17 protein-coding genes are annotated in these 24,314 nt (G+C 45.2%); 10 read left to right on the forward strand and 7 right to left on the reverse strand.

Annotated features, from left to right (window positions below; genetic code table 11):
* Positions 1-302: 302 nt before the first annotated feature.
* Both dnaK and dnaJ read left to right on the forward strand, forming a co-directional pair.
* Positions 303-2,216, forward strand: a complete 1,914-nt coding sequence (gene dnaK / locus AB4185_RS05560; protein WP_017067645.1) for a molecular chaperone DnaK — start codon at positions 303-305, stop codon at positions 2,214-2,216.
* Positions 2,217-2,500: 284 nt separating this feature from the next.
* Entirely contained in the window at positions 2,501-3,649 is a 1,149-nt protein-coding gene (gene dnaJ / locus AB4185_RS05565; protein WP_136975828.1) for a molecular chaperone DnaJ, read from the forward strand.
* A 128-nt stretch (positions 3,650-3,777) separates the two neighbouring features.
* Here the strand turns inward: dnaJ and AB4185_RS05570 are convergent, their stop codons facing one another.
* Complete coding sequence (locus tag AB4185_RS05570) at positions 3,778-4,209, reverse strand: type IV pilin protein (protein WP_102497419.1); 432 nt, start codon at positions 4,207-4,209, stop codon at positions 3,778-3,780.
* Between the two features lie 102 nt (positions 4,210-4,311).
* Between AB4185_RS05570 and AB4185_RS05575 the strand changes: the two genes are divergently transcribed.
* The 7 genes from AB4185_RS05575 (at position 4,312) to tadA (ending at position 11,113) form a co-directional block, all read left to right on the forward strand.
* A complete protein-coding gene (locus tag AB4185_RS05575) occupies positions 4,312-4,812 on the forward strand; it encodes a GspH/FimT family pseudopilin (protein ID WP_017095315.1) in 501 nt (166 codons plus the stop codon).
* Positions 4,790-5,392: a PilW family protein gene (locus tag AB4185_RS05580; protein WP_136974101.1), complete on the forward strand. Its 603-nt coding sequence runs from the start codon at positions 4,790-4,792 to the stop codon at positions 5,390-5,392. The genes AB4185_RS05575 and AB4185_RS05580 overlap by 23 nt, the downstream gene beginning before the upstream one ends.
* Entirely contained in the window at positions 5,389-6,684 is a 1,296-nt protein-coding gene (locus AB4185_RS05585) for a hypothetical protein (RefSeq protein ID WP_010438941.1), read from the forward strand. The genes AB4185_RS05580 and AB4185_RS05585 overlap by 4 nt, the downstream gene beginning before the upstream one ends.
* Positions 6,674-7,084: a prepilin-type N-terminal cleavage/methylation domain-containing protein gene (locus AB4185_RS05590; protein ID WP_102385574.1), complete on the forward strand. Its 411-nt coding sequence runs from the start codon at positions 6,674-6,676 to the stop codon at positions 7,082-7,084. Before AB4185_RS05585 ends, AB4185_RS05590 begins: the two co-directional genes overlap by 11 nt.
* 271 nt (positions 7,085-7,355) lie before the next feature.
* Positions 7,356-8,918 (forward strand): AbgT family transporter, encoded by a 1,563-nt coding sequence (locus AB4185_RS05595; protein ID WP_017059875.1) that lies wholly within the window; start codon positions 7,356-7,358, stop codon positions 8,916-8,918.
* A 214-nt stretch (positions 8,919-9,132) separates the two neighbouring features.
* Positions 9,133-10,422: a hemolysin family protein gene (locus AB4185_RS05600; RefSeq protein WP_017067641.1), complete on the forward strand. Its 1,290-nt coding sequence runs from the start codon at positions 9,133-9,135 to the stop codon at positions 10,420-10,422.
* Positions 10,423-10,561: 139 nt separating this feature from the next.
* Positions 10,562-11,113 carry a tRNA adenosine(34) deaminase TadA gene (gene tadA, locus AB4185_RS05605; protein WP_050619892.1) on the forward strand — a complete coding sequence of 184 codons (552 nt, stop codon included), beginning with the start codon at positions 10,562-10,564 and terminating at the stop codon, positions 11,111-11,113.
* A gap of 61 nt (positions 11,114-11,174) precedes the next feature.
* Here the strand turns inward: tadA and AB4185_RS05610 are convergent, their stop codons facing one another.
* Both AB4185_RS05610 and mltF read right to left on the reverse strand, forming a co-directional pair.
* Complete coding sequence (locus tag AB4185_RS05610) at positions 11,175-11,306, reverse strand: hypothetical protein (RefSeq protein WP_017059878.1); 132 nt, start codon at positions 11,304-11,306, stop codon at positions 11,175-11,177.
* 316 nt (positions 11,307-11,622) lie between these two features.
* Positions 11,623-13,191 (reverse strand): membrane-bound lytic murein transglycosylase MltF, encoded by a 1,569-nt coding sequence (gene mltF / locus AB4185_RS05615; RefSeq protein WP_017059879.1) that lies wholly within the window; start codon positions 13,189-13,191, stop codon positions 11,623-11,625.
* Between the two features lie 329 nt (positions 13,192-13,520).
* Between mltF and purL the strand changes: the two genes are divergently transcribed.
* Positions 13,521-17,429 (forward strand): phosphoribosylformylglycinamidine synthase, encoded by a 3,909-nt coding sequence (gene purL / locus AB4185_RS05620; RefSeq protein WP_017068539.1) that lies wholly within the window; start codon positions 13,521-13,523, stop codon positions 17,427-17,429.
* A gap of 382 nt (positions 17,430-17,811) precedes the next feature.
* On the opposite strand, the gene AB4185_RS05625 is transcribed toward purL, so the two are convergent.
* From AB4185_RS05625 to dapD, 4 genes are all read right to left on the reverse strand, one after another.
* Positions 17,812-20,916: an efflux RND transporter permease subunit gene (locus AB4185_RS05625; RefSeq protein ID WP_372135093.1), complete on the reverse strand. Its 3,105-nt coding sequence runs from the start codon at positions 20,914-20,916 to the stop codon at positions 17,812-17,814.
* On the reverse strand, positions 20,913-22,235 hold the full coding sequence (locus AB4185_RS05630; RefSeq protein ID WP_032545691.1) for an efflux RND transporter periplasmic adaptor subunit: 1,323 nt from the start codon (positions 22,233-22,235) through the stop codon (positions 20,913-20,915). The genes AB4185_RS05625 and AB4185_RS05630 overlap by 4 nt, the downstream gene beginning before the upstream one ends.
* Before the next feature lie 124 nt (positions 22,236-22,359).
* Positions 22,360-22,710 carry an EF-hand domain-containing protein gene (locus AB4185_RS05635; protein ID WP_372135095.1) on the reverse strand — a complete coding sequence of 117 codons (351 nt, stop codon included), beginning with the start codon at positions 22,708-22,710 and terminating at the stop codon, positions 22,360-22,362.
* A 523-nt stretch (positions 22,711-23,233) separates the two neighbouring features.
* Complete coding sequence (gene dapD, locus AB4185_RS05640) at positions 23,234-24,265, reverse strand: 2,3,4,5-tetrahydropyridine-2,6-dicarboxylate N-succinyltransferase (protein WP_371725094.1); 1,032 nt, start codon at positions 24,263-24,265, stop codon at positions 23,234-23,236.
* Positions 24,266-24,314 lie beyond the last annotated feature (49 nt).

The following is a 24,314-nucleotide window of genomic DNA, read 5'->3' on the forward strand; positions in this document are numbered from 1 at the left end:
TATGGCATCTGGAATAGGGTTGAGGTTTCAATGTGGCGACAAATGCGAGAGTTTCTCAACATTGGAGCCTTAATTGGCAAGGGATCGGTCACTTTTTACCTTTATGTAAAAAGATACGGGAAAAAATAGATTTTTTTTACTTATTCCCTTGAAAACCAGTTTGCAGCCCTTATCTATGGTGCATACGAAAGCAAATTACATTTGCACTTTAATTTTGTGTATTAGGGTTGATTCCCTGATTACCACCCCCACATATGTGGGTATAGCAAAAACTTAATAGAAAATATTTCGGAGATGGCCTGATGGGTAAAATCATTGGTATTGATTTAGGTACTACTAACTCTTGTGTTGCTGTTCTTGACGGCGACAAACCACGCGTAATTGAAAATGCTGAAGGCGAACGCACAACAGCATCAGTAATCGCATACACAGAAGGCGAAACGCTAGTTGGTCAACCTGCAAAACGTCAAGCTGTTACTAACCCTCAAAACACACTGTTCGCTATCAAGCGTCTAATCGGTCGTCGTTTTGAAGATGAAGAAGTTCAACGCGATATCGAAATCATGCCTTTCAACATTGTTAAGGCTGACAACGGTGATGCATGGGTTGAAGCGCAAGGCCAAAAAATGGCTGCTCCTCAAGTATCTGCTGAAGTTCTTAAGAAAATGAAGAAAACAGCTGAAGACTTCCTAGGCGAAGAAGTAACTGGCGCAGTAGTAACTGTTCCTGCTTACTTCAACGATGCTCAACGTCAAGCAACGAAAGATGCTGGCCGTATCGCTGGTCTAGATGTTAAACGTATCATCAACGAACCAACTGCTGCTGCTCTAGCTTACGGCCTAGACAAGCAAGGTGGTGATCGCACTATCGCTGTATACGACCTTGGTGGTGGTACATTCGATATCTCTATCATCGAAATCGATGAAGTAGAAGGCGAGAAGACTTTCGAAGTTCTTTCAACTAACGGTGACACTCACCTTGGTGGTGAAGATTTCGATAACCGCATGATCAACTACCTAGTAGATGAGTTCAAGAAAGAGCAAGGTATCGACCTTAAAGCTGATCCACTAGCAATGCAGCGTGTTAAAGAAGCAGCAGAAAAAGCGAAAATCGAGCTTTCTTCTACTACTCAAACTGACGTAAACCTACCTTACGTTACTGCTGATGCGACTGGTCCTAAGCACATGAACATCAAAGTGACTCGTGCGAAGCTTGAGTCTCTAGTTGAAGACCTAGTTCAACGTTCTCTTGAGCCACTAAAAGTTGCTCTAGCGGATGCTGACCTATCTGTAGGCGAAATCACTGACGTTATCCTAGTTGGTGGTCAAACTCGTATGCCTATGGTTCAAGCTAAAGTAACTGAATTCTTCGGTAAAGAGCCACGTAAAGACGTGAACCCTGACGAAGCTGTTGCAATGGGTGCTGCTGTTCAAGGTGGTGTACTAGCGGGTGACGTTAAAGACGTTCTACTACTAGACGTTACTCCTCTATCTTTCGGTATCGAAACGATGGGCGGCGTGATGACTAAGCTTATCGAGAAAAACACAACTATCCCTACTAAAGCGGATCAAGTGTTCTCTACAGCTGAAGACAACCAAAACGCAGTAACTATCCACGTTCTTCAAGGTGAGCGTAAGCAAGCGACTTACAACAAGTCTCTTGGTCAGTTCAACCTAGAAGGTATCCAACCAGCACCACGTGGCATGCCACAAATCGAAGTAACATTCGACCTAGATGCTGATGGTATCCTGAACGTATCTGCTAAAGATAAAGCAACAGGTAAAGAGCAGAAGATCACTATCCAAGCATCAGGCGGCCTGTCTGAGGAAGAGATCGAAGCAATGGTACAAGAAGCAGAAGCTAACAAAGAAGCGGACAAAAAGTTCGAAGAGCTAGTAACTGCACGTAACCAAGCTGACCAAATGATTCACGGCACTAAGAAGCAAGTAGAAGAAGCTGGTGAAGCTTTACCTGCAGACGAGAAAGCTAAAATCGAAGCGGCTATCACTGCACTAGAAGAAGTTAAGTCTGGTAACGATAAAGAAGCTATCGACGCTAAAGTTCAAGAACTTATGCAAGCAGCTCAAAAGCTAATGGAAATTGCTCAACAGAAAGCTCAAGCTGAACAAGCTGGTGCTGACGCTGGTGAACAACCTAAGCAAGACGACGATGTTGTAGACGCTGAGTTTGAAGAAGTTAAAGAAGACAAAAAATAATTTCGTCGCAGAGTAGCCTGATTTCGTTATCGGAAGTGTCCACCTACTAACGTAGGCTCCGCGCTTCCACTTAGGACTCAAGCTATCTGCTTAGAAATTTGTCTCAAAGACTTATTATTGCGGGCGTCAGAGGTAACTCTCACGCCCGTAAATTTGTATTTAGACTTGTCGATCTAGATAATAGCTTTATTCGGCATTTCAGCCGGCAGAACTTTTATCTAGATTGATACACAGACTACTGAAGTGATCATTCGGTAGTAGCAATTATTTTGGTGACCTAGAACATGTCAAAACGTGATTTTTACGAAGTATTAGGCGTAAGCCGCGATGCATCAGAGCGCGATATTAAAAAAGCGTACAAACGCTTAGCGATGAAATTCCACCCGGACCGTAACCAGGGTGATGAGACCGCAGCAGATAAGTTTAAAGAAGTAAAAGTAGCGTACGAGATCCTAACCGATTCTCAAAAGAAAGCAGCTTACGACCAATACGGTCATGCAGCCTTTGAACAAGGTGGCATGGGCGGCGGCGGTGGTTTCGGCGGCGGTGGCCAAGGTGACTTCGGCGATATCTTCGGTGACGTATTTGGCGACATCTTCGGCGGCGGTCGTCGTGGTGGCGGTCAACAGCGTGCACAACGTGGTTCAGATCTACGTTACAACATGGAACTTTCTCTAGAAGAAGCGGTTCGTGGTGTTTCTAAAGAAATCGAAGTACCAACACTTGTAGAGTGTGATACGTGTGACGGCAGCGGCGCGAAAGCGGGTTCTTCTGCACAAACGTGTGGCACTTGTCATGGCCACGGCCAAGTACAAATGCGCCAAGGTTTCTTTGCGGTTCAACAGACTTGTCCTACTTGTAACGGTAAAGGCAAGATCATCAAAGACCCATGTAACTCATGTCATGGTCAAGGTCGCAAACAGAAGACGAAAACACTTAACGTTAAGATCCCAGCAGGTGTTGATACTGGTGATCGCATTCGTCTATCTGGCGAAGGCGAAGCAGGGGAGCACGGCGCTCCAGCTGGCGACTTGTACGTACAAGTACACGTAAAAGAGCACAATATCTTTGAGCGTGACGGCAACAACCTTTACTGTGAAGTGCCAGTAAGCTTCTCTATGGCTGCTTTAGGCGGTGAAGTTGAAGTTCCAACACTGGATGGTCGTGTAAACCTTAAAGTGCCAGAAGAAACACAAACGGGCCGTATGTTCCGTATGCGTGGCAAAGGCGTGAAAGGCGTTCGTGGCGGCGGTGTGGGTGACCTAATCGTTAAACTAGTGGTTGAAACACCGGTTAAGCTAAGCTCTCGCCAGAAAGAACTACTGCGTGAATTCGAAGAAACATGTTGTGGTGAAGCGGCAAGCAAGCACAAGCCAAAGTCTGAAGGTTTCTTCAGCGGTGTTAAAAACTTCTTCGATGACCTAACTAAGTAATTGATAGTGATTTGAAAATTTTAAAGCCTGCCAGTGTGCAGGCTTTTTTGATCATCTCGTTTAGTTAAAAAATGCAGCCATGTATATGCCTAGTCATTCTTTAATCAAACCAAGGGCATTAATTTCTACTAGTTCCAGCAATCTGCAGGGGATTCTTCACCTGAAGATTTTAGCGTCATTGTTTTGGGAGTGCCTAAGCAAGAGTCACCACTTTGCCCCTTAGTTGACTGTGCCGTGGCAGTTATTATATATGCCATGCTGCTTGAACTTGCGACAGAAAATACATAGCGATCACTTGGTGATTCACACATAGTACAAGCCCCTCCTGAAACAATACTTCCCCAGCTATATACACCATTGTAAGACTGCTCAAGCGTGAGTTGGATTTTTGCCATATCAGCTAATGCTGCTGTTCTATGGGATTTTATTACATGCTCGGTATAGCTTGGGTAGGCAATAGCGGTTAGTACTCCAATAAGAGCCACTGCGATCAATAGTTCGATCAATGTCATCCCTTTGTTACTTAAGTTGTTGTTGTTACATTTATTTTTTCGAATCATCACGAGTAGTTCCTTCTCTATATTCAGCCTATTTTTCTTCGGTGGTAGCATCCTTGCAAGATTAAATACGGTTACGTATCGGTTTACATAGGAATTTGGGAAATGTCTCGCGGGTTTACCTTCTTAGAGCTACTCATAACCATATCAGTGCTCTCTATATTATTGGCAGTTGCCGCTCCAAGTTTTAGTTCGGTCTCGGAAACAGTGAAAATGCAACGGCTAGCTACCGAGCTGAATGGTTTTATGATGCAGGCGAAATCTGAGGCAGTTATGAGAAATACTGATCTTTGGGCTCATTTTCTAATGAATGGTAACTCAAATGACACCGGTGATTGGAAAATTGAATTGACTGAATTCGATGTTCCGAATACCGGTACGGCAATCCTTACAATGGAAGGAGTTTCATTTCGAAACATAGATTTCACCGTTAACTACAGTTCTGAACAAATTAAATTTAGTGGAGTAAACGGTAAAGCTAAAGATGGGCATCTCTTATTTGATATGAACTCTAAGCCTTTAAAGCTTATAACATATAGTACTTCTGGAAGAATGAGAATCTGTGGTGTGGGAGGAGACTTTTATGGTTATCAGACCTGCACTTAAGAGGCAGCAATTCGGTGCAACATTAGTCGAATTAATGATCTCTTCTATTTTAGGAATTGTAGTTATTGGAAGTGTGGGGTCGGTATTTATATCGGGACAAAACATCGCATCCGAGAGAAGTAAAGAATTATTACTATTACAACAAGTTTCAGGAGCTCTTCAATACTTTAAAGAAGATATCCAGCGTGCGGGCTACGATGGAGGGACAGGTGTATCTCTAAAATTATCAGGCTCCACCGATACTTTATATATTTCTCCTGATTCAAAAACGGTTGCATATGCTTACACTCATCAATCAGAGATTCGAAATGTCGCTTTTGTATTTGATTCAGGCTTGGTCAAGGTGTGTGATAGCCCCTCCAGTATCGTAAAAACAGTATCAGCGGCGATTAGTGGGTGCTCTTCTATCTTTGAGCCGAATCAAATTAGAGTCGTTGATTTTCATGCGAATCAGTCAAGTATTGAATCTCAAGGGGTTAGTTCAGGTATTACAACCATTATGATTTCTGCTGAATTAGTAGGAGATACGTCCGTTAATTATTCATCAAGTGTGATTGTAAAAAATAGGAATTGGCGATGAATAAAAATCAACAAGGTGCGGTTGTTTTACTTACAACAAGTGTATTACTAGTTACTGCGTTAATGTTGACTTTTGGTAGTTATCGCTCTGTTTTTTATCAAATAAAAAGATCTCAGAATGAAGTAGAAGCGCGCAAGCAACATTGGGAAGCAGAGGGAGGTCTAGAGTGTGGGTTTACATATATTGTTAATCAAAAATTGCAATCAATACCCAATAATTTAGCGACAGTTTGTAACTCGTATAGTTTTTCTTCCTTAAATGCTGACTTTACAAACCCTGAAATTTTGCTTTCTCAAGTTGGTCATAGCAGTGTTAATAAAAAAATAATCTTTTCATCTTCAGTTGGTTATGGAGCTATGAAGTCGACTTCTGATGTTATTTCTTTTGGCTCAGCACTTTTTTCACCACCAGACCCTGGTGAATTTGACTCGGCTGCTGAAGCTTATGAGTGTATCGGGGCAGTGGTTAAATATAGGTTTATTGCGACTGGTATTACCAATCATGGCGTAAGTAGTTCTATTGAATCTCCAGGAGCCGGGCATGATCCCACTAAGGATTGTAAGCCTTCTCATAAGACATCGACAGCTGTTAAATCAGGGATATGGGAGAACTCCTTTGGAGTGATAAGTTCTCATAATGTTGGGTTAGATATTCAGCGAGATGACACTATCGACCCTTTTAAAGATTTTTTCGGAGTCGATAAAAGTAAGTGGCAAGAGGTTCGTGATGATGTAGATAACGAATTTATTAAAGTTTCAATGCCTTCTAGTAGTGTTGATTGCTATAGCCAATTTTCTGATTCAATAGTGAATGGACAGCCCAATAAAGTTTGGATTGATGGCTCTTGCCAACTAGCGCCAGTTGATGTGACGAATATTGTAAATTTACAGGCTGCACACCCGGGAACCGATTTGTTTTTACTTGTTCATGACGGTGTTTTTGGGGTCACTGGTTCTGGCGATATTAGCGGTGTATTTTTTCATTTTAATAATACTTACTCTCCCACTCCTTCTCAATGGGACTCGATGACGGAAGTGAAACCTTTTGTAAATTCAGTATTTAGTGACCTAATTAATACTATGTATGGTTCTTCAAGTACTCTTACGCCATACCATGCAACTTATGCGCAAGCTGGCGCATTCAGTTTCACGGGGGGACAATTTTTTGATACAGAAGGGCAAATGGCGCTATTTAATAACTCTCTGAATTTTTCATTCAATTCAGATGTTATTGATGAGTTCGAATTTTCACCTAAGCCAAGATGGCAAAAAGGTTCATGGAATGATTTATAAGCAAAAAGGTTTTAGCCTAATTGAAGTACTCATTTCATTTTTATTGATCGGAGTCGGTTCGCTAGGGCTAATTAAGTTACAAACATATGTTGAGCAAAAGTCTGACTTTGCTATTCATAGTGTAGAAGCTTTGAATTTGGCTGAAAATAAGCTGGAATGGTTTAGAACTCGAGGCGCATCTGCCGCTTTATCGAGTATAACGCCTGCGGATTTTGCTACGGATATTGTTGATGGCATGGATCACTCGCATTTTAAATATCAACTTGATTGGACAGTGACGAACAGTTTATCCGGAGCGCTGAAGACCGTTCAGATAACAAGCTCATGGGAAGACCGGTTTGGTAATAATCAAGCGATCGAATTACATACCATGATTTCTAAATACAGCGAGTTCGATTGATTGGGTTTATAACTTCAATGTCGTGATAGTTTGCTCTTCTCGGACATTGTTTACGTGCTAGTTAAAACTCTGTATATGGAATGGTGTTTTTTATGTTTTTATATTGTTGTGGTTGTATGGTATTTTTGCAAAATATGTCTCCATTTATGGAAAATTAGGTGGAATCTTGTGCTTTTTAACAACGACTTTAATAGAATATGTGCTGTACCAATAGGCCGTGGTCAAAACTTATATTAGGCCTAAACAAAACAACATCACATATGGAGTTACAATGAGTAACCAAGCCGTAAAAAAAGCACCATCGACTGAGAAGATCAGTGGTATGGACCGCTTTCTAAACTTCATTGAACGCGCCGGCAACAAAATTCCAGATCCAGCAATCCTGTTCTTCTGGGCTCTAGTTATTGTATGGGTAGCATCTGCACTTTTATCGAATCTTTCATTCGACTTAATCAACCCTCAAACGGGTGCTGCTCTTGAAGTAAACAACCTACTAACTGGTGAAGCGCTTGCTAGCTTCCTAGCGAATATGGTTACCACGTTCACAGGCTTCGCACCTCTAGGCATCGTACTTGTTGCTATGCTAGGTGTTGGCGTTGCAGACTCTTCAGGCTTCATTACGACTGGCCTTAAGAAGATGCTTAACTTCACGCCAGCTAAGCTACTAACGCCGATGCTAATCTTGGTTGCTATCGTGTCTCACACAGCAGCTGATGCAGGTTACGTTCTAGTAATCCCTCTTGGCGGTATCATCTTCCACGCTGCGGGTCGTCACCCTCTAGCGGGTATTGCAGCAGCGTTTGCTGGTGTATCAGGTGGTTTCTCAGCGAACTTTATCCCTTCAGGTATTGATCCGCTACTAGCTGGTTTCACTCAAACAGCGGCAAACGTTCTTGACCCTGCATATGTGATCAACCCTCTAGCGAACATCTTCTTTACTGGTTTGTCTTCAATTCTAATTGTGGCAATTGGTTGGTACGTTACAGAGAAAATTATCGAGCCTCGTCTTGCTAATACGCCTGTAGATGAAGATGCAGAACAAGCACCTGATCTAGGTACGTTCACAGCCATTGAATCTAAAGCATTCAAATTCGCTGGTTGGGCAATGGTTGCCGGTATTGGTCTGCTTATCGCGGCTCTAATGCCTGAAAACTCAGCACTTCGTTCACCTGAAGGCGAATTAACGGCGTTCTCAGCACCAGTAATGAAGTCTATCGTTCCTCTGATCTTCATCCTGTTTATTATTCCGGGTATCGTCTACGGCCGTGTAGCGGGTACATTCAAGAATAGTAATGATGTTATCAAAGCAATGTCTGAGACGATGGCAACGATGGGCGCATACATTGTAATGTCGTTCTTCTGTGCTCAGTTCCTATCTGCATTCGCTCAATCAAACATCGGTACTATGCTGGCACTTTACGGTGCTGAAGGCTTGAAAGCGATGGACCTTCCAGGTGAAGCAACGGTTGTTGGTATGATTCTACTAACGGCTGCAGTTAACCTTCTTGTTGGTTCTGCTTCAGCTAAGTGGGCACTGATTGGTCCTATCCTAGTTCCAATGCTAATGGTTGTGGGTATCTCTCCTGAGCTATCTCAAGCGGCTTACCGTGTAGGTGACTCAGTGTCTAACATCATCTCTCCACTAATGGTGTTCTTCCCACTGGTTGTTGTTTACTGTCAGCGCTACGTTAAGTCGACAGGTATCGGTACTCTAGCTTCTCTAATGATGCCATTCTCGATTGCGATGTTAATCGGTTGGTCTATCTTCTTGCTAGCTTACTGGGCTCTTGGTATCCCACTAGGTATCCAAGCACCTTACACTTACACAATGTAAGATTGAACTAAGCAAAACTAAGCTTTATTCATTGCTAAGCCCGCACCGAAATGTGCGGGCTTTTTTTCGCTATTTTTTCCGTTTTTTATATCCAAGGTTTTTATATCCAAAACTTTCTATATCCAAAACTTTTTATATTCAAAATAAAGGCACTCAGCTTATACTCCGGATTACGGCTAATTGTTGGCCGGTAAATTTAGGAAATCCAAGCCACATGAAAATTCTGCTTTTAGTAGGGTTAATTGTTTTAAATGGTCTGTTTGCCATGTCTGAGATTGCATTGGTAGCAGCAAAAAATAGTCGGCTGAAACGCTTAGCCGAAAAACACCGCTCCGCTCAGGTTGCTCTTGATCTCAAAGAAAACCCAACCCGCTTCCTCTCTACAATCCAAATCGGTATCACGGTAATCGGCCTACTCAGCGGGATTGTGGGTGAGGCGACGCTATCGGCTCCACTAGCCGTTCAACTTGAACTGTGGGGACTAGACCCAACACAAGCGAACATCTTGTCTACTGCGGTTGTGGTGGTAGGTATTACTTATTTCGCTATCGTTGTCGGTGAGTTGGTACCAAAGCGTTTTGCTCAGTCTCAAGCTGAAAACATTGCTGTGTTAGTCGCGCTGCCAATCTTCTGGTTATCTAAAATCGCGACGCCGTTTGTGTTTGCGTTGTCGGCTTCAACGGAAGGTATTCTTAAGTTGATGGGCCGAGGCGGTGAAGAAGATAGCGTTACCGAAGATGATATCCATGCACTTGTGAAAGAGGGCTCAGAATCGGGTGTGATTGAACGCGGCGAACAAGAGATGATTCGTAATATCTTGCAGCTTGATGATCGTCTTGTGAGCTCATTGATGACTCCGCGTCGAGACATCGACTTTCTGGATGTCGACCAACCCGTTGAGCAGATATTAAAGAAACTGCGTTCATCAAAACACAGTGTGTTTCCATTGTGCCAAGATCACCTCAATAAAGTGGTGGGTACAGTGTCAGCCAAAGCCTTGCTGAATCAGGCGGGCAATCTAAGCATTCAAGTGATCATGGGGCTGTCTCGCTCGCCGATCTATGTTCCAGAATCGATGAAAGCTCTGCGTCTACTTGGCTACTTTAAAGAGTCGGGCACCGAGATGGCATTCATTGTCGACGAGTATGGCGATGTTCAAGGTCTTGTGACTCATTACGATATTCTTGAGGCGATTGCTGGCGAGCTATCGAATAATCCGAACGATCTTTGGACCGAGCAAGTGGAAGACGGTTTGTTGGTGGATGGATTGATTCCTATCAGTGAACTGAAAAACCGTTTAGAGCTATCGGATTTTGAGGGCGAAAGCGAGAGCTTCCAAACGCTGAATGGCCTTGTGACATGGTTAATAGGGCGCTTACCGGATGCAGGCGAAGTTGTTCAATACCAGCAGTGGCAGTTTGAAATTATCTCTGTTGAGAACAATCGCATTGTGAGTATCAAAGCGACGCCAATAGCCGATGACATAGAAGACGCTAATAGCTAACAGTTCGACCAACCAGCAAGCGGCAATGGTTCATTGTCTGTTGTTGTCTATTACCTCTTTATTGTTCATTATCTCTAAGATTAGGTATGCTTCACCGCATACCTATTTTCGTTTTTATCCTTTGTTTCTGGAGTTCCCTTTGTCAGACCATCAATTCACCCCTCAAGATGAAATCTTCATGCGACGCGCCATTGAGGTAGCTAAGCAAGCAGAGAGCGAGGGAGAGGTTCCTGTTGGTGCGGTATTAGTGAAAGATGGGCAGATTATCTCTGAAGGATGGAACCGTTCGATTGGCAGCCACGATGCTACGGCACACGCAGAAATTGAAACCTTGCGTAAAGCCGGTCAAACCTTAGAAAACTATCGGCTACTCGATACCACTTTATACGTTACGCTAGAGCCTTGCCCAATGTGCGCAGGTGCCTTGCTACACAGCCGAGTAAAGCGCATTGTGTTTGGTGCTCCAGACTTAAAAGCAGGCGCTGCAGGTACAGTGTTGAATTTGTTTGAAAGCCAGGCCTCATACCACTATGCCGACGTTGAACATGGTTTGTTAGAGGAAGAGTGCCGTGAGCAATTACAAGCGTTTTTCAAGCGTCGTAGAAAAGAGATAAAAGAGAAGCGAAAGCAAGAACGTCTGTTGGAAGAGCAGCGTTTAGAAGCAGAGATGAAGGCTAGCAATAAGAAATAGCAGCGTACTTTCGGCACTCTCTATCGCAAGAGTGCCAAGCAAACTGACTGAGTAACTACATTTACTCAGCAATCATCTGCATGAAAGCGCGATTGCGCCAAATGATCTTCTTCTTATTATTTGAAAGCATACGCTTACGACGGTTTGCAGCAACGGTCTTATCAAGGCGTTTCGATTTCAGTTTCTTCATCATTTCAATGATTTCCTATTTGTCGTCTGACTTTTTAGTTTGGACTAACGATTTAATTATAGTGTTATTCGTTTGTTTGGCCTGTCGCACGCTTGGCTTAAATAGAAGAGCAGTTCTAGTCTAAAGCCAGCATTGCAGTGCAACAGAGCATAATCTTGATTGTGGTGTGCCGTTATAAGGTTCGATTGTTACTGCAATATGACACTCTAGATCTCATCATCATTTTCTTGCCTGCTTCCCTTATCCCTTAGTGACGAAAGAAGAGTCGAAAAAAGACAATAAAAAAGAGCAATGCTAGATGGCATTGCTCTTTTGGGTTTTACTGTGAAGGCTCAGAACTGCTTACTGTCGACTGAGCTGCGCTGATACTCGATTCAGCACCTGAGGTTTCTAAAGGTGGGATCACCACCAAACCTTCAAGGGTCGCTTCTTGTTCTTTATTGCGCTTATTTACATGGCCAATAATGCTTTGGTAATAACGGCGAATGTTTTCAACGTAGTTTCTCGCTTCATCACCACGCGCATACCCATATCGAGTTTGGCTGTAGTACTTCTTCTGTCTTAACAGAGGTAATCTGTCTTTCACATCGCCCCAAGCATCAGGATCTCCTCCTTGTGCCTTCGTGAGGCGACGCGCGTCCATCATGTGCCCGTAACCGACATTGTATGAAGCAAGTGCAAACCAGATCTTTTCGTGTTGAGTGATTGAATCTGGTACTCGGTTCACGATACGACGCAGGTACTCAACACCGCCTTGTACCGACTGGTTCGGGTCGAGACGGTTGGTTACCCCAACACTCTTCGCGGTGGGCAGTGTCAACATCATCATGCCACGAACACCCGTTGGTGAGCGCGCAACAGGGTTCCAGTGTGATTCTTGGTAGGCCAAAGCGGCAATCAAGCGCCAATCAAATTCTTGAGAGTACCTTTGAAATAGCGGCGACCATTTTGGCAACTTGCTGTCCAGTGCGCGGATAAAGGCACGAGTATCAACGTAGTCAAAAGTGCCGATGTGGCCGATGTATTTCTCTTCTAGTGAAGCCAGTTCACCAGACTGTTTTAGGTTACCGAAGAACTCAATCAGCAAAGCATACAGGCTTTCATCTTCCGATCTATTTAGGTACCAAGAGATAGGTTGGTCTTCTGTCAGCTCAAATGCCAAGGCAACATCTGGGTACAAACGTTGCGCCAGTGATAGCTCGATAGAGTCGGCCACTGTGAATAAACGTTCGCCTGTTGATACTTCTTTTAGCAGGTCATTGATGTCTGCATTGCCAACCGCGTCATAGATGAAGTCATCGTGCGTTTTCTGCAGCAGTTTGAGTGTTGGTTCAAAGTGCGAGTCTTTCACCACAACCAAAGAGGGCGTCAGCGTCTCGCTTGATACCGCAGCTTCTGATTCAGCTTGTGCTTTTACAAACTCAGCCTGACGCTCATTCTCAAAATTGATCAATTGCTCAAGGTTTCTTGGGCGCCATTGGCCCTTTTTGTACACGACCTGTTGGCTTACATAGTAATAAGCAGGCGCGGCGCGGTAAGCGCGTGTCAGTTTGTTATTTTGCGTTAAGCCGGTCGCGATAAGGTCGATCTCGCCTTTCTTCAACGCAGGGAATAAGCCTGACAAACGGTAAGCGGGTTTAACCTCAAGCTTTACACCAAGCTCCTGCGCAAATTCACGAGCTAATTCGTAATCCAAGCCAGCAGGACCATCAGGACCGATGTAATAAGAGAGTTGGTTATTTAGGGTGCCGACACGAAGAACGCCACGATCTCGTATCTGCTCAAGGACACTTTTAGGTTCAGATTCAATCTGGCATCCAGCCAACCCAAATAGGGCGATGGCGAGCAGAAGGAACTTAGACGAAAAGATGAGCGTAAATTTAGGCATCAAAATGAAATCTCGAAAAGTGGAAGCTCCTTTATACCAAACCCCGCAAGGCTGGCAAAGCAGGTTTAATTAAACAGTTGTAAAAGTGGTGATAAATGCAGCAAAAGTACCATTTACGCAGAAAGATAAAAAAAATCACGCAAACGGTTGCTTTTGGTGTTACGTCACAAAAAGAAATGCTTTATAATGCGCTCGCATTGAAGAGGTGGGATCGGCATAGGTTTTTAAACCTTCGGGAATAGCTTCGAAGAAAACAGTTAGGTTTTTCCTTTAACCCACTGAATTTATTCCAATACTACCTTAATCAACTGCATAAGAGACGTAAGCACATGAGAATTTTGCGTGGCTCCCCAGCTCTATCTGAGTTTCGTGTTAACAAGCTTTTAGAGCTTTGTCGTGAATTAAGCTTACCTGTAACAGGTATTTACGCTGAGTTTGCCCACTTTGCTGATCTAACGGCAGACCTAGATGAGTCTGAAGTTGAGAAGCTAGAAAAGCTACTGACTTACGGTCCAACGATTGAAGAGCATGAACCTGAAGGTTTACTGCTGCTTGCAACGCCACGCCCAGGCACTATCTCGCCTTGGTCTTCAAAATCAACAGATATCGCACACAACTGCGGACTGGCTAAAGTGTCACGTCTAGAGCGCGGTACTGCTTTCTACATTGAAACCTCTGCTGAACTTTCTGAACTTCAACTTGTTGAGCTGAAAGCAATCCTGCACGACCGTATGATGGAAGTGGTTTTCACTGACTTCGAATCAGCGGCGGCACTATTTACCGTTGCTGAGCCTGCTCCTTATGCGGAAGTTGACCTACTAACTGGTGGACGTAAAGCGCTTGAAAAAGCAAACGTTACCCTAGGTCTTGCACTTGCAGAAGATGAGATTGATTACCTTCTTGAAAGCTTCACTGAGAAGCTAGGTCGTAACCCGACGGACATCGAGCTAATGATGTTTGCACAAGCGAACTCAGAGCACTGTCGTCATAAGATCTTTAACGCTGATTGGACTATCGATGGCGTTAAGCAAGAAAAATCATTGTTCAAGATGATTAAGAACACCTTTGAAACGACACCAGAACATGTTCTGTCTGCTTATAAAGATAACGCAGCGGTAATGACAGGTTCTGAAGTTGGTCGTTTCTTCCCAGATCCAGAAACTCGCCAGTACAGCTACCACCAAGAAAAAACACACATCTTGATGAAAGTTGAAACGCACAACCACCCAACGGCAATCTCACCGTGGCCAGGCGCATCGACAGGTTCAGGCGGTGAAATCCGTGATGAAGGCGCAACCGGTATTGGTGGTAAGCCAAAAGCGGGTCTTGTTGCTTTCTCTGTATCTAACCTTAAGATCCCGAACTTCGTTCAACCTTGGGAAACTGACTTTGGTAAGCCAAGCCGTATCGTTACTGCTCTGGATATCATGCTTGAAGGTCCTCTTGGTGGCGCGGCATTCAACAACGAATTTGGTCGTCCAAACCTACTTGGCTACTTCCGTACTTACGAAGAGAAAGTAAACTCTCACGCAGGTGAAGAAGTGCGTGGTTACCACAAACCAATCATGCTAGCTGGTGGTCTTGGCAACATCCGTGATGAGCACGTTCAGAAGAAAGAGATCCCGGTAGGTGCAAGCCTAATCGTTCTAGGTGGTCCTGCGATGAACATCGGCCTTGGCGGCGGTGCGGCATCTTCAATGGATTCTGGTTCTTCTTCTGAAGATCTTGATTTCGCTTCTGTACAACGTGAAAACCCAGAGATGGAGCGTCGTTGTCAGGAAGTTATCGACCGTTGTTGGCAGCTTGGTGATGCGAACCCAATCGCATTTATCCACGATGTGGGCGCGGGCGGTATCTCGAATGCTCTTCCTGAGCTAGTCGACGATGGCGAGCGTGGCGGTATCTTTAATCTACGTGACGTGCCAAACGATGAGCCGGGCATGAGCCCACTTGAGATCTGGTGTAACGAATCTCAAGAGCGTTATGTAATGGCGGTTGCTGATAAAGACATGGCAACGTTCGACGCGATTTGTAAGCGTGAACGTGCACCGTACGCAGTGGTTGGTAAAGCAACTGAAGAACGTGATCTGAAATTAGAAGATTCACACTTCGACAACACGCCAATCGACATGCCAATGGACATCCTATTAGGTAAAACACCTAAGATGCACCGTGACGCGAAAACGCTAAAAGCTAACAACCCTGCGATTGACCGTTCTGGCATCGAGATGAACGAAGCGGTTGACCGTGTTCTTCGCTTGCCAACAGTCGCTGAGAAAACATTCCTTATCACCATCGGTGACCGCTCGGTAACAGGCCTTGTAGCTCGTGACCAAATGGTTGGTCCATGGCAGGTTCCTGTTGCTAACTGCGCAGTAACAGCGGCAAGCTACGACTCTTACCACGGTGAGGCTATGTCTCTTGGTGAGCGTACGCCAGTGGCACTTCTAGACTTCGGCGCATCGGCTCGTCTAGCGGTTGGTGAAGCAATTACTAACATCGCAGCGACCAACATCGGCGATATCAAACACATTAAACTGTCGGCTAACTGGATGTCTCCAGCAGGTCACCCAGGTGAAGATGCAGGTCTTTACGAAGCGGTTAAAGCGGTTGGTGAAGAACTATGTCCAGCTCTGGGTCTAACTATCCCAGTGGGTAAAGACTCAATGTCGATGAAGACTAAGTGGGAAGAGAATGGCGAGCAGAAAGAAGTAACGTCTCCGCTATCTCTTGTTATCACTGCGTTTGCACGTGTTGAAGATGTTCGTAAGACGATTACTCCTCAGCTTCGCACTGACAAAGGTAATACAAGCCTAGTTCTTATCGACCTAGGTAACGGCAAAAACCGTATGGGTGCAACAGCACTTGCACAGGTTTACAAGCAGCTTGGTGACAAGCCAGCAGACGTAGACAACGCAGCGCAACTAAAAGGTTTCTACGAAGGCGTTCAAGCACTTGTAGCGAACGACCAAGTTGTCGCTTACCACGATAAAGGCGATGGTGGTCTATTCGTAACGCTAGCAGAAATGGCATTCGCAGGTCACTGTGGTGTTAATGCAAACATTGAAGCGTTAGGTGAAGACACGCTAGCAGCACTGTTCAACGAAGAGCTAGGTGCAGTAATCCAAGTCCGTAACGACGACCTAGACGCAGTACTTTCTACTCTTGCAGCTAACGGTCTAGAAGCATGTTCTCATGTGATTGGCAGCGTTGTTGGTGAAGGGGAAGCATCAGATGAACTAGTGATTAAGTCTGGCGAGTCTGTAGTGATTGAACGTAACCGTACTGAACTACGTACTATCTGGGCTGAGACAACGCACAAGATGCAAGGTCTGCGTGATAACCCAGTATGTGCTGACCAAGAACACGAAGCGAAGAAAGACAACTCGGACCCAGGTCTGAACGTGAAACTGAGCTTTGACGTAAACGAAGACATCGCAGCACCGTTCATCAACACAGGTGCTAAGCCTAAGATGGCGATTCTACGTGAGCAGGGTGTTAACTCTCACGTTGAAATGGCAGCAGCATTCGACCGTGCAGGCTTCGAAGCAACTGATATTCACATGAGCGACATCCTAACAGGTCAAGCGGTACTAGAAGAATACAACGGCCTTGTGGCTTGTGGTGGCTTCTCTTACGGTGACGTACTAGGCGCAGGTGAAGGTTGGGCTAAATCAGTTCTATTTAACGACTCGACTCGTGACCAATTTGAAAACTTCTTCAAGCGTGAGGATACCTTCTCTCTAGGTGTGTGTAACGGTTGTCAGATGTTGTCTAACCTACGTGAGCTTATCCCTGGTGCGGAGTACTGGCCACGTTTCGTTCGTAACGAATCAGAGCGTTTTGAAGCTCGTTTCAGCCTAGTTGAAGTTCAGAAGTCTGATTCTGTATTCTTCAACGGTATGGAAGGTTCTCGTATGCCTATCGCTGTTTCTCACGGTGAAGGCCGCGTAGAAGTGCGTGACAACGACCACCTAAACGCGATTGAAAACTCAGGTACGGTTGCTCTACGCTACGTTGATAACAACGGTAACCAAACGCAGCAATACCCGAACAACCCGAATGGTTCGCCAAACGCTATCACAGGTCTAACAACGACGGATGGCCGTGTGACTATCATGATGCCTCACCCAGAGCGTGTATTCCGTACTGTTGCTAACTCTTGGTCTCCAGAAGGTTGGGGCGAGAATGGTGCTTGGATGCGTATGTTCCAAAACGCACGTAAGAATGTGGGTTAATCACTTTCTTACAGGCCGCATTAATCTAGGCTAGGTTATGCAAAACTGAAAAGCGCAGATCGAAATGTCTGCGCTTTTTTTGGTGGTGAGTGTGGTGTAGGGATCACCGTATAGTGGATGTGTGTATAACAAACTTTTGGACAGAAATGAGTTTTGGAAAATCAAACATTAGCAAATGACTAATAACTTCAGGTATGACAAATAACTAAACCTGATAGAAAAACTGCCACCAAAGAGCAAAAGACAAGACCTGACCCTATTGTTTTTTGTACGCAAAAAAACAGCAGTCAGTGATAGGGTTTAATCGCCAAATAAATTCTACGCAAACTACCATTTTCATGCCGGGCTAAATGACATGGTTCAGCATGCACTCCCAAGGGCCTCAAAGGGAAGATTGAGCACCTTCTGCCCATTTGGTCAGCTTTAAATCGTCCAAAATAAGCAGCACGCAAGGCACAACAATTGACGCTAGTAACGTAGCCGAGACTAAGCCAAACGCAATACTGGCAATTAACGGGATCAGAAATTGCGCTTGCGTACTGGTTTCGGTTAACAGTGGAAGCAATCCTGCAAATGTGGTTAACGAGGTGATAAATATCGCTCTAAATCGGTCACGTACCGCCTCTCGACAAGCGTCTATCAAGCGCTCGCCTTGGGCGATATTATTCTTAATAAAATTGACCAACAGAATGTTATCGTTAACGACGATACCCGCTAAGGTAGCAAAGCCAACCAAGCTTGGAATAGTCAAATCGAACCCCATGCCCAAGTGCCCCCATACCACACCAATCCAGCCCATAGGGATTGCCAGCAGCACAGCAATCGGTTGAGTGTAGCTTTGTAACAGGAACACTAAAATAAGATAAATCCCCACCACGCCAAGAGCAAAGAAGGTCGCCAGCGAGGAGCCCGTATCTGAGCTTTCTTTATCCTGACCTTGCGAGGTGAAGGTGATGTCTGGGAATTTGTGTTGAGTTTGCGAGACAAATTCGCTATTGAACTGCAGCATGATTTCACGCGCATTGGCAACCCGCGTATCGATATTGCCTTGCACAACCACAGTGTTCATCCCATTAATGCGGTGAATTCGCGAGAAGGCTTGTTTTCTGTCAAACGTCGCAACACTTGATAATGGAACTAGGGTTCCATTGCCTGCCGTCACCATCAAGTTATTCAACTCATACAGGCTAGCTTGGTGCGTAAACTCATCCAGTCTCACACTAATATCCACCAGCTCGCCTTGTTGGAAAACCGTCAGATCAGTACTGCCTTTTACCGCGCTGCGCAGCGTTTGAGCAATGTTGGAAGCATTAACTCCCATCACGCCAGCTTCATCTTTAAGGTTAACGTGAAATTCGGTTCTGCCCTCACGCAGATCGGTGGAGAGGTTATAGACACCGTCAAATCCCTTCAACCATTTCACCAGCGAGCGGCTGACTTGATTGAGCTCTTGTAACGACTCACCCTGAACCCGAATATCAATGCCATTGCCAGCAATGCCCCGTTCTTTATCGGTAAACTTGAGTGAAACCACATCCGCCGTAGGGCCTACTTTTTGTTTCCAATCTTGGATCAGATCTTTAATGCTCTGCTGCCTAAATTGCGCTGGCAATAGATCGGCACTGACGGTTGCCATATGCGGCCCCGACTCATTAGCATCAGCATTTGAGTTGAACATGATCGTGGTGCTCGCGACCAAAGGTTTTGAGCTTGGGTATTTCTCTGCGTATTCTTGGTTGAGTTCATCAAGCGCGTTTGAAACCTTCTCCACCACCGCCTCTGTCTGGCTCAGTAAACTGCCTTGAGGGAGCAAGATACGCGCCTGCAGCACATCACTTTCCAAGGCAGGCATGGCTTTGAATTTCAGCCAACCTGACGAAATGGAAGCGGTTGAAATCATCACCACCATCACCAATATCCCTACTGAAAGATAAGGTGCATTCATCGCCTTGACACTCACTGGCACAAAGAATCTGTCTCTGATGTTTTCAAAACCGGCAATGAACTTGTCCCGTATAGGATTAGAGCGAGATTCAGTATGGCTATGTGCCAAATGAGACGGCAAGATCAAGAAAGCTTCTATCAGACTAACAAGCAAGGTAATCAATAACACGATGGGAATATAGCGTAGTACTTCGCCCATCTTGCCTGTGAGAAACATCAGCGGCCCTATCACCATGATGGTGGTAGCAAACGATGCAATCACACCTGGGAAGACTTGTTTGGTACCTTCAACTGCAGCGTCAAACGCGGGTAGCCCTTGTTGCCTCTTGGCAGCGATGTTTTCTGCAATGATCAACGAGTCGTCCATTAGCAGACCAATCGCGACAATCAGCCCGACCAGCGTCATCATATTCAGGGTATAACCGAGAAGTTGTATCGCAAAAATGGCGCCAAGGAATGAAACCGGCAGCCCCATGGTGACCCAAAAGCTAAAGCGAATATTAAAAAACGCCCACAACATCAAAAATGCCAGTGCTAATCCCTGTGCGCCATTGCTGGTGAGGATTCTCAGACGCTCAATAATATTGGTGCTGGAATCTTGGGTGATGGTTAAAGCGACGCCTTCAGGGGCTCTCGCCTGTTCTTTTTCAACGATGCTGACGATCGCATCTTTGACCGTTAAGGTATCTTGAAATTGCGTTTTGGACACCTGAAGCAAAGCGGCACGCTGACCATTGAACAGGATTTGATTTTCATCGCTAGTGAACTTCTGCTGAATAACGGCAACATCACCGAGGCGAACCTGAGTCCCCGTCTCACTGGATTTAATCACGATATTTTCGAAGTCTCTGACGTTGCTGCCTAAGTGGTCGAAGCGGACGCTGATCTCTTCCAAGTCATTACTAAATACGCCAGCAGGAGTGCTGATACTTTGCTGTTGTACTAGATTGGACAAGTCGGACACACTCAGGCCGTACTGCTGCAACTTCCACTGCGATACGCGAATTTCTATTTCTTGATCCGCAAAACCGCTCACGGTCACCTGAGCGATCAATGGGCTCTCTTTTAACTTGTGCTTAATTTGTTGGGCATAGAGATATAAGTCCCTATCTGACATATTGCCGGTAATCGCGACACTGGCCACCGTTGCCACTCGGTCCAGTTTCGACACCGTGATCTGCTCAACTCGATCCGGAAAATCACTGATGGCGTTAACCTGCTGTTGAATATCGCTGGTTAAAGTGTCAATGTCTTCATCATCGCCGATTTCCACATTGGCGATGACCAAACTCTCTCGGGCATCACAGCTTAACTCTTTAATTCCACTCAGCTTATCGAGAGAATCTTCCAACGGGTAACACACTTCTTCCATCATCTCAAAAGGTGACGCGCCCGGATAAACGATCCGAACCTCAATATTTTTGGTCGGCGTCAACGGAAAAGTGTCTTTCTGCAGTTTGGGCAAGGCAAAAGCCCCTAACAGCAGTACCGCCATCATCAGGACATTGGCGCCAGTGGTGTGCCGAGCAAAAAAAGCGATCATAATTTGCCCTCTTTCTGAATCGCGTTTAGGGCTTTAAATCCGCTCTGCGTATCCAACCAAAGGCCGATTTTCTCATCCGGTTGCGGTTGTAAAGCCATCCCCTCAACGGCGGGTGAAAGTTTACTTAGCACAACCACATCACCGAATTCCACGCCAGATTTGATCACCGCAACCTGCCCTTGGACGAAATCTATCCTGACAGGTTTGCTTTTCAGTTTACCTTCAGAGACAGTGTAAACTTTACCATCATGGATGGCGTTTATCGGTAGCAAGACTTGTTGCTCCATCATTGGTGCTTTAATCGTGACTTTAACGAAAGTCCCACGAATAAGTGGTGGCTTCTCCCCGGGAATGGCTTGCTGATAGGGCTGATTTACTTGTGCAACTAGGCTTTGGCTTTGAGTCTGAGCATCGATTTCACCGCCGGAGCGGCTGATCTCGGCAGGCCAAGTAATTACTTTATCGCCTGCTTGGAGCTCGACTGTCGCGCTCAAGTTGCTATGAACATCTTCGTCAAGCGAGTCAAAGCGATTGGAATTTCTTAGCGGACGCATTTTACCAAGCGGAAACTGCGCGCGAACCTCAACGGCATCGATGTCATCCGCTTTGAGCAGCAATTCCCCCTTGTTGACATACTCGGCGAGTCCAACCAAGGTTTCGACAATGCGAATATCAAATGGGGCTTTAATTACGGTTTGTTCGAGATCTCGGTTTGCAAGTGCTAGTTCCGTTTGCAAAACCTTTTGCTGCGCTTGATTAATTGCCAGTTGGTTTTTCTGTGTCTGGAGCTGTTGCTGGCTGCTGAGCAAGTCTTTGGTCGCGCGGTCTTTCTCTGTTTTGGAGATATGCCCGGTTTCACTCAATTTGATTGAGCGGGCATATTCTGACTGTTGTACCTCAAACTCTTTCTCTGCAATCTTGAGCGAATCGATAATGGTCTGATTCGTTAGCATTAGCACTTCAAGCTCAGCTTGCAAACGGGCAATAGTAAGTTGATAAGCGGTGGGGTCAATTCTAAGGAGTTCGCTGTCTTTGCGGATAATAGCGCCCGTTTTGTATTGCTCAGAAACCCACACAACCGCGCCGTCAAGTTCAGACTGTGCCTGCCAGTCTTGAACAGACTCGGTATGTCCATATCCGATGGCAGAAGGTTGGATATTTCGCGGCTCGACTTTCAACACCCGAACCACCTTTTTAGCAGCCGTATTACTCGCATTAGGCGGTTCAGCCTTCATCCCTGGTGCGATCACCAATAACGCGATGCCCAACAAAACAGGAGGAACAAACAGAGCCCTTTGTAACCAGCTATACCTAGTCATAGCGATTCCCTTACTATATATTAGCTTTTCCTTAAGCAAAAGGTAGCACACCAACATAAGCGGATTTGCTTCCTTGATCTCAAAATAAGTCAGGCCTCACAAATGGAGGCCTGATTGAATTGAGCTACTGATTGTTTTTGCCTTTGCCCATGGTATTTTTGGGGTTCACCATGCCTTGATGAGCATTAAACTCTTGTTGAGAGATAGCGCGATCCGCGTTGCTATCTAACGAAGCAAAACTGTGGCTTTGATTGATATTTTTCAACGTACGTCCCTCTTCTGCTCGCTGGGCAATACGTTCTGAGCGTGCTTGATTGAACTCGGCTTCGGTTATCTTGCCATCACCATCGAGATCAAACTGTGAAAATACTGGGCGTGACATATTGTTATTCATGCCTTTATTCATTTCACCAGCCATTGCTCCGAAGGCAATAACGATACCGAGTAACGCGATTATCGTGCTTTTGATTTTCATGACGTTTTCCTTCTCTTTGTTTCACTACTTAAGAATATACTAATGTAAGTAAGATAACGTCATGTGATGTAAAGGTATGTAAAGATGGCTAAGTAGATATCGATTTATGTTCTTATCGGTTTGTAAGCGCAGCGCAACAGAAATTATGAAACTTCTGCCGCTAGTACTCTGGTAAGAGTACAGGCATAGCTATGTCCAAATGGTTTTCAAATTATCCCAAACTTTCAGCCACCGAAACCGAAACCGAAAAGCCAATGATATAAAATCCCTAGTTTCGAAAAATATGGCGATTTTTAGACATTCAGAGTGTTTTCGAACTTTTGCCCAGCAGTTTGCCTTGCAAATATCCAACAGACAAGGGATTACTTTTAGTAGGGCAAATACATGTTAACATTCTGTTAACTCTGACTGGTAATGGGGCAATAATGATTCCCAGAACATACAAAAAAGCCGCTGGATTGAACCCCAGCGGCTTATTATTTTCTAGCATCTAGCATCTAGCATCTAGCATCTAGTGCTTAGATTAGTTGTTGCTGTGCAGCTCGCTGTTTAGCTCAACCGCAGACTTGTTCGCTAGGCACTCGATTTGGCCTGTGATTGAGTTGCGACGGAACAGAAGATCAGACACGCCAGCAAGATCGCGAGCTTTAATGATTTCTACTTCATTGCCTTCTTTATCTAGCATGCGAACCTTAGTACCCGCAGTCACGTAAAGACCAGACTCAACTGTACAACGGTCGCCCATAGGGAAGCCAAGACCAGCGTTTGCGCCTAGTAGGCAGTTTTCGCCGATAGAGATAACCATCGTACCGCCACCAGACAGAGTACCCATGATAGAAGCGCCGCCGCCGATGTCTGAACCGTTACCTACAACAACACCCGCAGAGATACGACCTTCAACCATGCTCACGCCAGTTGTACCAGCATTGAAGTTGATGAAACCTTCGTGCATTACTGTTGTGCCTTCGCCTACGTGTGCGCCAAGACGAACACGAGAAGTGTCAGCAATACGAATACCTGTTGGTACTACGTAGTCCACCATTTTAGGGAACTTGTCTACGCAATCTACAGACAGAGCACGACCTGCAAGGCGAGCTTCGATTTGACGCTCAGCCAGCTCAGGTAGGTCGATAGGGCCTTCGTTTGTCCATGCGATGTTGTGCAGTAGACCGAAGATGCCGTCCAGTACCGTACCGTGTGGTTGTACTAGGCGGTTAGAGATAAGTTGTAGCTTTAGGAAGCCTTCAGCAACTGATGCTGGCTTCTCGTCAGTAGCAAGAACAACAAGAACAAGTGGCTGTTCAGACGCTGCCGCTTTTTCTGCTAAAGATGCGTTAGCTGCATCATCGTTTGCTGCGAATGCCTTCGCCAGTTCTGCGCTTTGTGCAGCAGAGATTTCGATAGCTTGGTTGCCTTCAGAGTAACCTGATACTTCTGCCACAGCCGCTACAAGAGCGTCGCTTGGGTTTAGAAGTGGGTTAGGGAAGAACGCTTCAATGATTTTATTGTCGCGGTTTTTGGTTGCCGTACCGAAGGCTAGTGAAAAGTAAGCCATGTTGAATCTCCATGTGTTGAGTCTTGATTTTGCTATTCCAAAACAACGA

The organism is Vibrio sp. 10N.286.48.F5 (genome assembly GCF_041469785.1).
Taxonomy (GTDB): Bacteria; Pseudomonadota; Gammaproteobacteria; order Enterobacterales; family Vibrionaceae; genus Vibrio; species Vibrio crassostreae_C.